This is a genomic window from Thermomonas sp. (genome assembly GCF_020850895.1).
Lineage (GTDB): Bacteria > Pseudomonadota > Gammaproteobacteria > Xanthomonadales > Xanthomonadaceae > Thermomonas.
On the sequence record NZ_JADZDS010000010.1, the window covers coordinates 84,191 to 97,276 of the forward strand.

The window sequence follows — 13,086 nt, forward strand, 5'->3', positions numbered from 1 at the left end:
CGCCATCGGGAGATGGCGATTTGAGGATTGGGCAGGGGATGCGTGGTCACTGGGCTTGCGCGGCCAGGAGTGCGTCGAGCACGGCTTGTGCGTGACCGGGGACCTTCACCGGCTGCCACTTTTGGTGCACCGCGCTGTCGGGGTCGATCAAAAACGTGCTGCGGACGATGCCAACGTGCTCGCGGCCGTACAGCTTCTTCGGCTGGATCACGCCGAAGGCGTCGCACAGGCTGCCGTCGGCATCGCTGGCCAGGTCGAACTTGAAGCCTTGCTTCGCACAGAAATTCTGGTGTGATTTGATCGAATCGCGCGACACGCCCAGCACGCGGGCGCCAGCGCGCTGGAACTTGGGTAGCAGGGTGTTGAAATCCAGCCCCTCGGTGGTGCAGCCGGGGGTGCTGTCCTTGGGATAGAAGTACAGGACCAGCCATTTCCCGGCGTAGTCGCCAAGCGTGGCCACCTTGCCGCTCGAGAGCGAAAGGGGCAGGTCGGGGACGCGGTCGCCGGGTTCGGTGCGTGCGGTCATTTGGCTCAATACTTCATCGGATCCATGATCGCGTCGAGATTGAGGTGGTCGCAGAATTCGAGGAAATCGTCGCGCAAGGTGGCGATGTGCATGTCGGCCGGGATGCCGACCGTGAGCTGGGCCGAGAACATGTCGGCGCCGGTCTGCATGGCCCGGTAGCGGGCGCAATGCAGGCTCTCGATGGTGATGCCCTGCTGGTCGAAGAAATCGGCAAGTTGGAACAGGATACCCGGCTTGTCGGCGGCGATGACTTCCACCACATAGGGCAGCAGGCTGGATTGCAGCGGCTTGGGGCCGGTGCGGTACCAGACCAGCTTCAGGCCCTCCTCGCGTTCAAGCTTGGCCAGCATGGTCTCGAGCTTGGCCACCGCGTCCCATGAGCCCGACACCAACGCAGTCACCGAGACATCGCGGCCGACAGTGGCAAGGCGCGTGTCGACCAGATTGCAGCCGGAATCGGCGATCCGGCGGGTGACTGCGAGTAGGGGCGACTGTGGGTGCGTGGTGTACGCGTTGACCAGCAGGTGGTTTTCGGTCGGCGCGGGCCGGGCGGCGGTTTTGCTCAAAGCGCTCATCCAGAACAGGGGGAGCCGCGTGTCGATGGGCGGCGATGAGGCCAGCATAGCACCGGCAGCCGCCGATCCGTCGCGCCGGACCGCGTGGCCGGTGCAGGTTTCGCTTCGTCGCTCGCTCCGCTAAGATTCGTCGACACCGATCCACCGAACGCCATGCTCCCCCATCGCACGCGGCACGCGCCGCCGTGCCCGTTCTCCAGGCCATTCCCTTGCGACTTTCCGGCAGCATCACTGCGCTGGCAACGCCATTCACGGCGACCGGCGAACTCGACCTCCAGGCATGGCAGCGCCTGCTGCACGCCCAACTCGATGCGGGCACCCAGGCCGTGGTCGTCGCCGGCTCGACCGGTGAGGCGGCGGCCCTGATGGACGAGGAATACGACCAGCTCCTGCGGATTGCCGTGGAAGCCTGTCGTGGCCGGATTCCGGTACTGGCCGGTACCGGACAATCGAATACGGCCAAGACGATCCGCTTCAACAGGCGTGTTGCCGCACTCGGCGCGGACGCAGCCCTGGTGGTGACACCGCCTTACGTGCGCCCGACCCAGGCCGGCTTGCTCGCGCATTTTCGCGCGGTGGCTGACGAGGGTGGCTTGCCGGTCGTGCTCTACAACGTTCCTGGACGCACCGGCTGTGACATGCTGCCGGAGACCACCGGCGCGTTGGCCGATCATCCGGGGATCGTCGGGATCAAGGAGGCGCGGCCGGAGCCGGAACGCATGCAGGCGCTATTGGCCTGCCGCGGCGATGGATTTTCCGTGCTCAGCGGCGACGATCCGACCGCCGCGCGGGCCATGCTGGCCGGGGCTGATGGCCTGGTGTCGGTGGCCTCCAACGTGGTGCCGAAGTCGATGCGACGCCTTTGCGACTTGGCACGCAGCCACGACGCCGTAGGCGCGCAGGCGCTGGATGCTGCCCTCGCGGAGCTGTACGGCTTCCTCGGTGTCGAGCCGAATCCCATCCCGCTCAAGGCACTGCTCGCCCTCGACGGCATCGGCCATGGCCTGCGTTTGCCGCTGCAGACGCTATCATCGGCATATTCCGCGCAGGCCACCCGCCTGCATGCGGCTATTTCTGGCATCGAAGAACGCAGCCGCACCGCCGCGGCCTGACAGGAGACAGCATGCACCGTAACGCACGCGTGACCCGCACCATCGCACCGCTTGCCGCAGTTCTTCTGACGGTGGGCTTGTCTGGCTGCCATTGGTTCAGCAAGACCAGTGACGTCTATCTGCAGAGTTCGGAATCCCGTCCGCTGGAAGTCCCGCCAGACCTGGATCGTCCGGCTGCGGATCGTGCCATGGCGCTGCCTGCGACCACCGAGGGGAGTTCCTCGATGGCCAGCGGTGCAACTCCCGCCGTCCAGCCGATCGGTTTCAACGTTGCAGCAGATCGCGATACCGTTTTCGTCAGGGTGGGGGAGGCATTGGCCGCGGTCCCGGGTGTCAGCGTCGCCAGCAAGGCCGAGATCCTCGGAACGTACGATGTCGATTACATGGACAGCAAGTTCCTCGTTCGAGTCACCCGCGCCGGCAGTGGCACCTGGGTGTCGGCTGTCGATCCGCGCGGACTGCCGCCCACGGGCGAGGCCGCCAGAAAGCTGATCGCCACACTCAAGACCGCGCTCGGCGGACAGTAAGCGGCGAGCGAGGTGCAGATTGGCACCTCGTGGGGTGCTTCAATCGCTCGATGAAGAATCCGTGCCTTCCGGCGCGGATTCTTTTTTTGTGGAGGTCGGTTCGACGCCTGTTGTCGGGGTGTCAGCGTGGGGTGTTGTTTCAGATGCGGCCGTTGCATCACCCGCGTTGCTCAGGTCTTTGCAGACGATGCAGTTGGGGGTGACGACGAAGGGCATGGTTGAATGATGTCGATAATTCGGCGGTGTCTGGATATTACGCGCAGAGGCGAGCGTTCCCTACGGGATAGACGCGGTTCATCCCTGTGCCGCGCCCTGCGGGCAGCCTGCGGCTGTCCAGATTCGCTCCCGGCGAATCTGTCGAACCCTACGGGTTCGAACCAGAGGGCTGACAAAGAAAAACCCCTGGGCATAGGCCCGGGGGTTTTTCTTTATTGGCGCTCCCTACGGGATTCGAACCCGTGTTTTAGCCTTGAGAGGGCCACGTCCTGGGCCTCTAGACGAAGGGAGCAATGAGCTTCGGGACGGCGATTCTACCCTACGGGAGAGACGCGGCACATCCCTGTGCCGCGCCTCGCGCTCCGCGCGAGGCAGCCTGCGGCTGTCCAGATTCGCTCCCGGCGAATCTGTCGAACCCGTGTTTTAGCCTTGAGAGGGCCACGTCCTAGCTTGAAGACGGATGCGACCTCTAGACGAAGGGAGCAATGAGCTTCGGGACGGCGATTCTACCCTACGGGATGGACGCGGCACATCCCTGTGCCGCGCCTCGCGCACCGCGCGAGGCAGCCTGCGGCTGTCCAGATTCGCTCCCGGCGAATCTGTCGAACCCGTGTTTTCGCCTTGAGAGGGCCACGTCCTGGGCCTCTAGACGAAGGGAGCATGAGACAGCGGCGGAATCGTGGCGAACCCGAAGGTGCAGCGCATCAGTCCGTCGTGATTGCTCATCACTGCCCTGGGAAAGCGGAGCACCCGGCTCCAGCTTGCTAGTATGCGCACCAGCATCCGCCCTGTTGCAGGGCTGTCGCTTCTCCTTCATTCCAGTTCTTCCGCATGACCCCAAACCCACACGCCTCCGTCGTGCCTTCGCTGCGCGTGATCCCACGCGACGAGCACGACATTTCGCGCAAGCAGATGAGCCGCAGCGCGCTGAAAGTGCTCTACCACCTGCGCGAGGCGGGGTTTTCGGCGTATCTCGTCGGTGGCGCAGTGCGCGATTTGCTGGTGGGGCGTGCGCCCAAGGACTTCGATATCGCGACCGATGCCACGCCCGAGCAGGTCAAGTCGATCTTCCGCAATTGCCGATTGATCGGGCGTCGCTTCCGCTTGGCGCATGTCGTGTTCGGTCGCGAAATCATCGAAGTCGCGACTTTCCGCGCCAACGGCGGAAATGATGACGAGGAGGAAGGTCGCGAGGTGTTGGCCAGCGGGCGGCTGGTGCGGGACAACGTCTACGGCAGCATCGAAGATGATGCGCTGCGACGCGATTTCACTGTCAATGCCCTGTATTACTCGATCGCTGATTTCAGCGTGCATGATTACGTCGGTGGGTTCGCCGACGTGCAATCGCGCACGCTGCGCCTGATCGGCGAACCCGAAGCGCGCTACCGCGAGGATCCGGTGCGGATGCTGCGCGCGGCGCGGTTGGCCGCCAAGCTCGAATTCTCGATTGACCCTGCCACTGCCGCGCCCATTCCCAAGCTGGCGCCGTTGCTGGCAGATGCGGCACCGGCGCGCCTGTTCGAAGAGGCGATGAAGCTGTTCCTGGCCGGCCACGCCAAGTCCAGTTTCGAGCATTTGGAAGCGTTTGGCTTGCTGCCGGAGTTGTTGCCGGAAACCGCGCAGGCCTTGGCGTTGAACAAGTCCGGCGCGTTGCGGAGGATGCTGGTGCAGGGGCTGATAAACGCCGATACAAGGGTCGCGGCGGGAGAACCGGCATCGCCTGCGTTCCTGTTCGCCGTGTTGTTGTGGCCTGCGTACTGCAGGGCACTTGCGCAACTGCAGGCGCAGGGCATCCAGGCCGTTGATGCGCAGCGGCGCGCAGCCGATCGCGTGACCATGCGGCAAGTTGCGCGTACCGCGTTGCCACGAAGGTTCTCACTGCCGATGCAGGAGATCTGGTTGCTGCAGCCGCGCTTCGTGTTGCGCCAGAACAAACGGGTGTCGCGATTGCTTGCGCATCCACGGTTCCGTTCTGCGTTCGACTTCCTCGAACTGCGGTTGGCAGCTTCGGATACCCACGCAGCCGACGTGGGCTTCTGGAGGGAGGCGCAGTCGCGCCCGGGACGTGTTTTGGATGAGGATAATCGGGTGGCAGGCAACCGCCCGGATTCGTCAGGAGACCAGCAATGACCCCCGTGATTCGCGCCTGCATTGGTCTTGGCGCCAATATCGGACGCCCCGCGGAAGCCGTGCGTGCCGCCATCGCGGCATTGGGCGAGTTGCCCGGAAGCCGCGTGCTCGCAACGTCGCGCCTGTACCTCACACCCGTCTGGGGAGGGGTCGATCAGCCCGATTTTGTCAACGCCGCGGTTGTCTTGGAAACCCGGCTGGATCCCGAGGTCCTGCTGCGCCACCTGCTGGAAATCGAACGCCGTGCCGGGCGCCATCGTGATGCTGAGACCGCATCAATGCGTTGGGGCCCCAGGATCCTGGACATCGATTTGCTCCTGTACGGAAACCGGCGCATCAATGCCGTGGGCCTTCGCGTGCCGCATCCTTACCTGCACGAGCGAGCATTTGCACTGGTCCCGCTGGCTGAAATCGCGGCAGACGCCGAGTTTCCCGGACACGGCAGCGTGGGCGAGGCGTTGCGCCACGTCGATGCATCCAATATCGCGCCGTTGGTTGCCAATTTTCTCGACGTGGACGACAGGCCCGAGGGACATGGCCACGGTGCGCGATAATCGTCTGTTCCACAGTCGAGACCCGGAACCGCGATGAGCGTCCATGCCGAACAATCCGCACTGAGCGTGCCGCAGTTGGCGCGTGCGCGGGCCGAAGGCCGCAAGCTGGTGATGCTGACCTGCTACGACGCCAGTTTCGCGCGCGTGCTCGATGCCGCCGGTGTCGACCTGATCCTGATTGGCGATTCGCTCGGTATGGTGGTGCAGGGGCATGACTCCACCCTGCCGGTGCAGGTCGAGGATGTGGCCTACCACACCGCGGCGGTGGCGCGCGGTGCGCGCCGCGCGATCAAGATCGCCGATTTCCCTTTCGGCTCCGATGCCACCCCCGAGCAGGCGCATGCCGCAGCCGTGCGCTTCGTCCAGGCCGGCGCGGCGATGGTCAAGCTGGAAGGTGCGGGGCACAAGCTGGAGACGATCCGCTTCCTCGTCGAGCGCGAGATTCCCGTGTGCGCCCACCTTGGCCTCACCCCGCAGTCGGTGCTGCGGATGGGCGGCTTCAAGGTGCAGGGGCGCGAGCAATCGGCAGCGGACCAGCTGCGCGCCAGCGCATTGGCCGTGGCCGAAGCCGGCGCAAGCCTGCTGGTGCTGGAAGGCGTGCCGGCGACGCTGGCGGCCGAGATCACCGCGGCCAGTGCGATCCCGACGATCGGCATCGGCGCCGGTGCCGGTTGCGATGGCCAGGTGCTGGTGCTGCATGATTTGCTCGGGATCGACACCGGCCATCGCAAGCCAAAATTCGTCAAGGATTTCCTGGCCGAAGGCGGCTCGATCACAGGCGCGATCAGTTCCTATGTCGATGCGGTGCGCAGTGGCGCCTTTCCCGATGCGACCCATTCCTACAGTTAGCGGGCCTCGATGCCCGCCCGTTCCATGGGAGGGGCGCGTGGGGATGGTGTGCAACGATGCCGCCGTGGCCTACATCCAGAATCAATGGGGTCAGAGTCATTGATTCATTGACTTCGTGGCATCGCACGAAACATTCCTGAAAATCAATGACTCTGACCCCATTGATTTGACCCCATTGATTTGCATTGATTGATTGCCATTGATTGGACCCCATTGATTGAACGACAGCCGAGCAGTTTCGTGATCGAAACCATCACCCATCTCGACCCGCTGCGCGCCACCATCTCGGCCTGGAAACGCGCGGGTTTGCGCGTCGGCTTCGTCCCGACCATGGGCAATCTGCACGCCGGCCACTATTCACTGGTCAAGCTGGCACGCAAGCACGCTGATCGCGTGGTTTCCAGCGTCTTCGTCAATCCCACCCAGTTCGGCCCGAACGAGGACTTCACCCGCTACCCCCGCACGCCGGACGCCGACACCTCCGGGCTGGAAGCGGCCGGCTGCGATGTGCTGTGGCTGCCCGAAGTCGAGGCGATGTATCCCTTCGGCGTGGCGCTGGCCGCGAACATCCACGTCCCCGGCGTCAGTGCGGTGCTGGAAGGCGCGTGCCGGCCCGGTCATTTCGATGGCGTCTGCACGGTGGTCACTCGCTTGTTCAACCAGGTGCAGCCGGACGTGGCCGCGTTCGGCCGCAAGGATTACCAGCAGCTTGCGGTGATCCGGCAACTGGTGGCCGACCTGCACGTTCCGATCGAGATCCTGGCCGGAGCGATCGTCCGCGAGGACGACGGGCTGGCGATGAGTTCACGCAACCAATATCTGTCACCGGACGAGCGTGCCGCCGCACCGGCCATCCATCGCATCTTGCAGGCGATGCGCGCCGCCGCACAGTCCGGGACGCCGCGCGCGCAGGTGGAAGCTGACGCCGTGGTCGCCTTGCGCACCGCCGGCTTCGCGCCCGATTACGCTGCACTGCGCGATCCGGACCTGTGCGAGCCGGACGATGGCCAGCCCGGCCCGCGCGTCGCCTTGATCGCTGCACGGCTCGGCAAGACGCGGCTGATCGACAATCTCGAATTCAGGCTTGAGCACTGATCGCAGGTCCAGCCTTGCCCGATCATATTGTTGCAGTGCGCAAGCGACGGCCTATACTTTTCCCTTTCGATGCCTCAGCCCCGGAATGAAACCATGCAGCTAACCCTGCTCAAGGCCAAGATCCACCGCGCCACCGTCACCCACGCCGAGTTGCATTACGAAGGTTCGTGCGCGATCGACGGCCGCCTGCTGGATATTGCTGGCATCCGCGAATACGAGCGCATCGACATCTACGACGTCACCAGCGGCGAGCGCTTCTCCACCTATGCGATCCGCGCCGACGAAGGCAGCGGGGTGATTTCGGTCAACGGCGCGGCCGCGCACAAGGCGCACGTCGGTGATCTGGTCATCATCTGCGCGTATGGCCAGTGCAGCGAAGCCGAAGCGGCGCTGTACAAGCCCACCCTGGTGTATGTCGATGCCGACAACCGACTGACCCACACCACGCGTTCGATGGCCAAGCAGGCAGCCTGAGCGTGACCGGCGCGTTGGACGGCTTGGACGAACACGCCCGCCGGCTGTCCGCCTCCTCGCTGTCCAGCTTGATAGCCGGTGACCCGGCGCGTGCGACCGATTTCGCGCTGCGGGTCGGCCCGCTGTATGCGAATTTTGCCCGCCAGCACTACGACCGTGCGGCGCTCGAATCGCTGTTCGCGATGGCCACGCGCGCCGACCTGCTCGGTGCGATGCGGCGCATGTTCGATGGCGAATCGGTCAATGCGACCGAGGGCCGCGCGGCGTTGCACGCGGCCCTGCGCGGCGACTGTGGGTCGACCAGCACCGCACGTTCGGCACGCGCCGCGGCCCTCGATGCGCTCGCGCGCATGCGGGCGCTGGTCGATGCGCTGGCGGCCAGCGACGTCACCGACATCATCAGTGTTGGAATTGGCGGCTCGGACCTTGGGCCACGGCTCGTGGTCGATGCCTTGGCGCAGCCGAACGCACGATTCCGTGTGCATTTCCTGTCCAATCTCGACGGCCATGCCGCGCAGCGCCTGCTGGCGCGACTCGACCCACGCCGAACCGCGGCGGTCATTGTCTCCAAGAGCTTCGGGACCCGCGAAACCTTGCTGAACGGCGGTATCGTCCGTGCGTGGCTGGGCGACGACGCGCGCCTGCATGCAGTCAGCGCGGCACCGCAGCGCGTGGCCGAGTTCGGGATCGCCGCCGAGCGCAGCTTGCCGATGTGGGACTGGGTCGGTGGCCGCTATTCGTTGTGGTCGACGGTGGGATTTCCCGTCGCATTGGCACTCGGCTCGACGGCCTTCGAACGGCTGCTGGCGGGCGCGGCGACACTGGATGCCCACGCGGCCAGTGCGCCGCTTGGTGACAATCTGCCGGTCTGGCATGCCTTGACCGCGATTTGGAACCGCAATGCACTCGGAGCCGCGACCCAGGCCGTATTGCCCTACGACCAGCGCCTGCGCCTGTTGCCTGCGCACCTGCAACAGCTGGTGATGGAAAGCCTCGGCAAGTCGGTACGGATCGATGGAGCGGCGATTGGCGTCGATTCGGTGCCGGTGTGGTGGGGTGGCGTCGGCTCCGACGTCCAGCACAGTTTCTTCCAAGCCCTGCACCAAGGCACCCAAGTCGTCCCGATCGATTTCATCGGCGTGGCGCGACCCGATCATGCGCATGCGGACAACCATGCGACGCAGTTGGCCAATCTGTTGGCGCAGTCGGAAGCATTGGCGAACGGCCGCAGCGACGACAATCCGCATCGCCGCCATCCGGGCGACCGGCCGAGTACCTTGCTGTTGCTGGATGCGCTGACGCCGGAAACACTCGGCATGTTGATCGCGCTGTACGAGCACAGCGTCTATCTGCAGGCGGTGTTGTGGGGCATCAATGCCTTCGACCAATACGGGGTCGAGCTGGGCAAGACCCTGGCGGAACGTCTGCTGCCGGTCGTGGAAGGCCAGGGCGAGGCCGACGATCCGGTTACGCGGTCGTTGTTGGCGGAGCTGGCGCGGGCGCGCTGAGCAGGTCCGCTATTGCCGCGTCGAGTGCCTGCCATCGCTGCGTGTCCAGCGGTTCCGTGCGCAGGTCGCGTACGCTGCCCGCCAGTCGCGTGGCACCGACGAAACCGCAACTCGCATCCAGCCGATGCAGTTCCGCGCGCACGGCGGCTTCGTCCTGTTGCTGGACTGCAGATGCAATGCGCCTGCGCTGATCCGGCAATTCGGCCAGGAACATCCGTCGCAACGCGGCGACCTGATCAGCGCGGCCACCCATCACCGCCAGCGCGGCGTCATCGTTCCAACCTGGCGCGGCGCGGTCGCCAAGCTGACGGCGCAGTGCGGCGTGTAGCGTCGTCACCGGCATCGGCTTGCGCAGTACCTCGCAGAAACCGGCGGCCAGCAACTGGTCGTGCAGTGCGCTGCCGGCCTCGGCGGTATGCGCCAGCGCCGGCACTTGCACGCCTGCGGCACGCAGCTCGTTCAGCAGATCGGCACCGTTGCCATCCGGCAGATGGGCATCAATCAGCAACAGGTCGAAGGCATGATTCCGGCAGGCAGCGCGGGCCTCCGCAATGCATTTGGCGATGTGGACCTGCGCCGGCAACTGTGCGGCAGCATCGGACAGGAACGCGGCGCTTGTGGGGTCGTCTTCGACCAGCAGCAGGTTCGGCAGGGTGCAGTCTTGCGGATCCATGGCTGGCGCAACGTTCATCGTGAAACCCCCGGGACTTTGTATCCTGCCGCCATGCGCCATCCGTATCCATTGCTGAGTCTGTGCATCGCCGCCGCGCTGGTCGCGCCCAATGTGCAGGCGCGCACCGCGAAACTGCGTATCGCCAGGCTGACCACGCCGGTGGCGACATTGGAGCATGTGCAGGTGCAGTTGTCGTGGCAGGAGGGGGCCGAGAGCGGCGATCTGCGCATCCATGCCGATCGTGTCGATGCTCCGGACCTCGGCTACCACTATCGTGACGTGGCGTGGCAGTGCCAGTTGCGGCGGGTGCCGAACAACGGCTGGCAATGCGCTGGCGCTGCACGCAGTGGCGGCTCGGCACCGTTGCAGCTGGCCCTGCGCTTCGATGATTCGGCACTCACGGCGCGGCTGAGTCAAGGCCAAGCCGGGCTGGTCTTGGAGCGGCGCACCCTGACGCCGGAGTTGACCACGCTGGTGCTGACCCACGCGCCGCTGCAGTGGGCGCAGGCGCTGCTGACGCAGGCATGGCCGGGGGCGAGCTTCAGCGCGGGAACCTTGGACGGACGGCTGGCGATCACCGCACCGTCGTCCGCGCCGCTGACGGTCAGCGGACCTTTGCAGGTGCAGGGCTTGGCGCTGAGCAATGCCGACAGCAGCATCGCCGGCGACAAATTGGGCGGCAGGTTCACGCTGGACTACGCCAACGGCGCGGACACGCGAGTTGCGCTCGCGGGGGAATTGCAGGGCGGCGAGTTCCTGGTCGGCTCCACCTATGTCGCACTGCCGCCGACCCCGGTCGGCCTGCTTATCGAGGCGCGCAGCAACGGTGTCTCGGGCTGGAATCTGCCGAGGATCGAATGGAGGGACGGGGATGTACTGGCCACGACCGGACGTGCCAGCCTCGCGTCGGATGGCAGCCTGCGTGCACTCGACCTGCAGACGCACAGCGGCGATCTTGGGCCGGTGCGGCCGCGTTACCTGTCGGGCTGGCTGGGCTTGCTTGGGATGGGCGAGGTGGAACTGCGCGGCGCGGTCGATATCCGCACGCGGGTGGCCGATGGTCAATTGGCCGAGGTGACGGCCACATTGCGCGATACCGGCCTGCACGATCCGGCCAGCCGGTTTGGCTTCAGCGGGTTGCGCGGCGAGCTGCGCTATTCGGCGGCCGCGCCGGTGGACAGTGCGCTGCAATGGGATGCCGGCGAACTCTACGGGCTGCAATTCGGTGCCGCGGTGTTGCCGTTCACCAGCAGCGACGGCAGCTTGCGCTCGCGCCAGCCGTGGAGCGTGCCGATGCAGGGCGGCACCCTGCGATTGAACGACGTGGTGATCCGTCCGGCACATGCCGACAAGGGTGCCGACATCCGCTTTGGCATGGCACTGGAAGGCATCGATTTCGGCAAGGTCTCGCATGCACTGGGTTTGCCTGCGTTCACCGGCGTGCTCGCAGGCGAGATTCCAAGTGCGCATTACGCGAATGACCGCATCGATTTCGATGGCGGGTTGGCGCTGCATCTTTTCGATGGCAAGGTCGCGTTCTCCTCGCTGGCGCTGGAGCGTCCGTTCGGCAGCGCGCCCAGCCTGAGCGCCGACATCGCGCTGGCCGGCCTCGACCTGCAACGCCTGACCGAGGTGCTGGGATTCGGCAGCATCAGTGGACGGCTCGCCGGCCGCATCGATGGCCTGCGTCTGGTCGATTGGACACCGGTCGCATTCGATGCGCAGTTCACCACGATGACGGCGCGCGGTGTCCCGCAGCGGATCAGCCAGCGCGCGGTGCAGGACATCGGCAGCGTCGGTGACAGTTCGTTCGTGAGCAGTCTGCAGGGCAAGGCGATCGCCTTGTTTTCCGACTTCGGTTATCGCCGGATCGGGATTGGCTGTCGGCTGGAGAACGAGGTGTGCACGATGTCCGGATTGCCGGATTCAGGCGGCGCTCAGGGCGCAAACGCCTTTACTATTGTCGAAGGCAGCGGCGTGCCGCGGCTCGACGTGATCGGCTTCAACCGTGCGGTGGATTGGAAGACGCTGGTGGAGCGGTTGATCGCGGCGGGCAAGGGCGAGGTCGCGCCGGTCATCAAATGAAGAACCATGGAGTGAAGGCGATGCGCAAGTGGATGGGTGTTCCGGTGGCCAGCGCGATGCTGCTGTCCGCATGCGTGACGATCAATGTGTATTTCCCGGCGGCGGAAGCGCGCGATGCGGCGCGTGAGTTCGTCGAGAAGGTCATCAGTGATCCCACTGCCAAGCCAGCCGAGGACGGACCGGCATCCGGGGGTGGCGGGATGGCGGCACTGTCGCGTCGACTCGATCTGGGCACCACCCGCTTCGATCCGTGGATGCTGCTTGGCATCGGCAGCGCACAGGCACAGTCGGCCGCGCCCGACATCACCATCAAGACGCCGGCCATCCAAGCCATCCAGTCGCGGATGGAAGCGCGCTTCAATTCGACCCTGCGCTCCGGCTTCGACAGTGGTGCGCTGGGCTTCACCAGCGACGGCCTGATCGCCGTGCGCGACCCCTCGAAGATCGCGCTGAAGGATCGGGTGGGAATGAACGCCGCGGTCGCGGACGACAACCGTGATCGCAAGGCCGTCTACCGTGAAGTGGCGGTGGCCAATGGCCATCCCGAATGGGAAGACCAACTGCGCGGGATCTTCGCCAAGCAATGGATCTCCAGTGCGCGTGCGGGTTGGTGGTACCAGCAGGGCGGGGTCTGGAAGCAGAAGTAACCGAGAAGTAACCGCGATTCCGTTGCGTTCACGCGGCGTGTCCATGCGTAGCGATCGTCTGCGCTTGTGACCCACCTGGCCGAGCAATGCACTGACCGGGCAATCCCCGGTGGTC

The 13,086-nt window shown here is 65.3% G+C and carries 13 protein-coding genes, 1 tRNA gene and 1 pseudogene; 10 read left to right on the plus strand and 5 right to left on the minus strand.

Annotation, left to right across the window (positions count from 1 at the left end; genetic code table 11):
• Positions 1-46: 46 nt before the first annotated feature.
• Both IT472_RS01290 and IT472_RS01295 read right to left on the minus strand, forming a co-directional pair.
• Entirely contained in the window at positions 47-526 is a 480-nt protein-coding gene (locus IT472_RS01290; RefSeq protein WP_297177204.1) for a peroxiredoxin, read from the minus strand.
• A 5-nt stretch (positions 527-531) separates the two neighbouring features.
• Positions 532-1,101: a glycine cleavage system protein R gene (locus IT472_RS01295; protein ID WP_297177207.1), complete on the minus strand. Its 570-nt coding sequence runs from the start codon at positions 1,099-1,101 to the stop codon at positions 532-534.
• Between the two features lie 209 nt (positions 1,102-1,310).
• Between IT472_RS01295 and dapA the strand changes: the two genes are divergently transcribed.
• On the plus strand, positions 1,311-2,213 hold the full coding sequence (dapA, locus tag IT472_RS01300) for a 4-hydroxy-tetrahydrodipicolinate synthase (protein ID WP_297177240.1): 903 nt from the start codon (positions 1,311-1,313) through the stop codon (positions 2,211-2,213).
• Between the two features lie 11 nt (positions 2,214-2,224).
• Positions 2,225-2,740 (plus strand): hypothetical protein, encoded by a 516-nt coding sequence (locus IT472_RS01305; protein WP_297177210.1) that lies wholly within the window; start codon positions 2,225-2,227, stop codon positions 2,738-2,740.
• A 39-nt stretch (positions 2,741-2,779) separates the two neighbouring features.
• On the opposite strand, the gene IT472_RS01310 is transcribed toward IT472_RS01305, so the two are convergent.
• Positions 2,780-2,956, minus strand: a complete 177-nt coding sequence (locus IT472_RS01310) for a hypothetical protein (protein WP_297177212.1) — start codon at positions 2,954-2,956, stop codon at positions 2,780-2,782.
• Between the two features lie 216 nt (positions 2,957-3,172).
• Positions 3,173-3,248 (minus strand) — tRNA-Glu (locus tag IT472_RS01315).
• A 539-nt stretch (positions 3,249-3,787) separates the two neighbouring features.
• Between IT472_RS01315 and pcnB the strand changes: the two are divergent.
• The 6 genes and pseudogenes from pcnB to pgi form a co-directional block, all read left to right on the plus strand.
• Positions 3,788-5,008, plus strand: a pseudogene (gene pcnB, locus IT472_RS01320) (polynucleotide adenylyltransferase PcnB); the annotation flags it as partial.
• Between the two features lie 74 nt (positions 5,009-5,082).
• Entirely contained in the window at positions 5,083-5,640 is a 558-nt protein-coding gene (gene folK / locus IT472_RS01325; protein WP_297177215.1) for a 2-amino-4-hydroxy-6-hydroxymethyldihydropteridine diphosphokinase, read from the plus strand.
• A gap of 33 nt (positions 5,641-5,673) precedes the next feature.
• Positions 5,674-6,489, plus strand: a complete 816-nt coding sequence (gene panB, locus IT472_RS01330; RefSeq protein WP_297177218.1) for a 3-methyl-2-oxobutanoate hydroxymethyltransferase — start codon at positions 5,674-5,676, stop codon at positions 6,487-6,489.
• 240 nt (positions 6,490-6,729) lie between these two features.
• Positions 6,730-7,584, plus strand: a complete 855-nt coding sequence (panC, locus tag IT472_RS01335) for a pantoate--beta-alanine ligase (RefSeq protein WP_297177220.1) — start codon at positions 6,730-6,732, stop codon at positions 7,582-7,584.
• A gap of 93 nt (positions 7,585-7,677) precedes the next feature.
• Positions 7,678-8,058 (plus strand): aspartate 1-decarboxylase, encoded by a 381-nt coding sequence (gene panD / locus IT472_RS01340; RefSeq protein ID WP_297177222.1) that lies wholly within the window; start codon positions 7,678-7,680, stop codon positions 8,056-8,058.
• A 2-nt stretch (positions 8,059-8,060) separates the two neighbouring features.
• A complete protein-coding gene (pgi, locus tag IT472_RS01345; protein ID WP_297177224.1) occupies positions 8,061-9,566 on the plus strand; it encodes a glucose-6-phosphate isomerase in 1,506 nt (501 codons plus the stop codon).
• Here the strand turns inward: pgi and IT472_RS01350 are convergent.
• Entirely contained in the window at positions 9,526-10,239 is a 714-nt protein-coding gene (locus IT472_RS01350) for a hybrid sensor histidine kinase/response regulator (protein ID WP_297177226.1), read from the minus strand. The two genes, pgi and IT472_RS01350, sit on opposite strands and share 41 nt — an antisense overlap.
• 51 nt (positions 10,240-10,290) lie before the next feature.
• Here IT472_RS01350 and IT472_RS01355 point away from each other — a divergent pair, with 51 nt between their 5' ends.
• Both IT472_RS01355 and IT472_RS01360 read left to right on the plus strand, forming a co-directional pair.
• Entirely contained in the window at positions 10,291-12,324 is a 2,034-nt protein-coding gene (locus IT472_RS01355; RefSeq protein WP_297177228.1) for a hypothetical protein, read from the plus strand.
• Positions 12,325-12,344: 20 nt separating this feature from the next.
• Complete coding sequence (locus IT472_RS01360; RefSeq protein ID WP_297177230.1) at positions 12,345-12,971, plus strand: YdbL family protein; 627 nt, start codon at positions 12,345-12,347, stop codon at positions 12,969-12,971.
• Positions 12,972-13,086 lie beyond the last annotated feature (115 nt).

Excerpts from the sequence above, each read along its gene's own strand:
- IT472_RS01305 (WP_297177210.1), top strand. The coding sequence starts at position 2,225 with ATGCACCGTAACGCACGCGTGACCCGCACCATCGCACCGCTTGCCGCA.
- folK (WP_297177215.1), top strand. The coding sequence starts at position 5,083 with ATGACCCCCGTGATTCGCGCCTGCATTGGTCTTGGCGCCAATATCGGA.
- IT472_RS01355 (WP_297177228.1), top strand. The coding sequence starts at position 10,291 with ATGCGCCATCCGTATCCATTGCTGAGTCTGTGCATCGCCGCCGCGCTG.
- panB (WP_297177218.1), top strand. The coding sequence starts at position 5,674 with ATGAGCGTCCATGCCGAACAATCCGCACTGAGCGTGCCGCAGTTGGCG.
- IT472_RS01310 (WP_297177212.1), bottom strand. The coding sequence starts at position 2,956 with ATGCCCTTCGTCGTCACCCCCAACTGCATCGTCTGCAAAGACCTGAGC.
- IT472_RS01295 (WP_297177207.1), bottom strand. The coding sequence starts at position 1,101 with ATGAGCGCTTTGAGCAAAACCGCCGCCCGGCCCGCGCCGACCGAAAAC.
- IT472_RS01360 (WP_297177230.1), top strand. The coding sequence starts at position 12,345 with ATGCGCAAGTGGATGGGTGTTCCGGTGGCCAGCGCGATGCTGCTGTCC.
- IT472_RS01290 (WP_297177204.1), bottom strand. The coding sequence starts at position 526 with ATGACCGCACGCACCGAACCCGGCGACCGCGTCCCCGACCTGCCCCTT.
- IT472_RS01350 (WP_297177226.1), bottom strand. The coding sequence starts at position 10,239 with ATGGATCCGCAAGACTGCACCCTGCCGAACCTGCTGCTGGTCGAAGAC.
- panD (WP_297177222.1), top strand. The coding sequence starts at position 7,678 with ATGCAGCTAACCCTGCTCAAGGCCAAGATCCACCGCGCCACCGTCACC.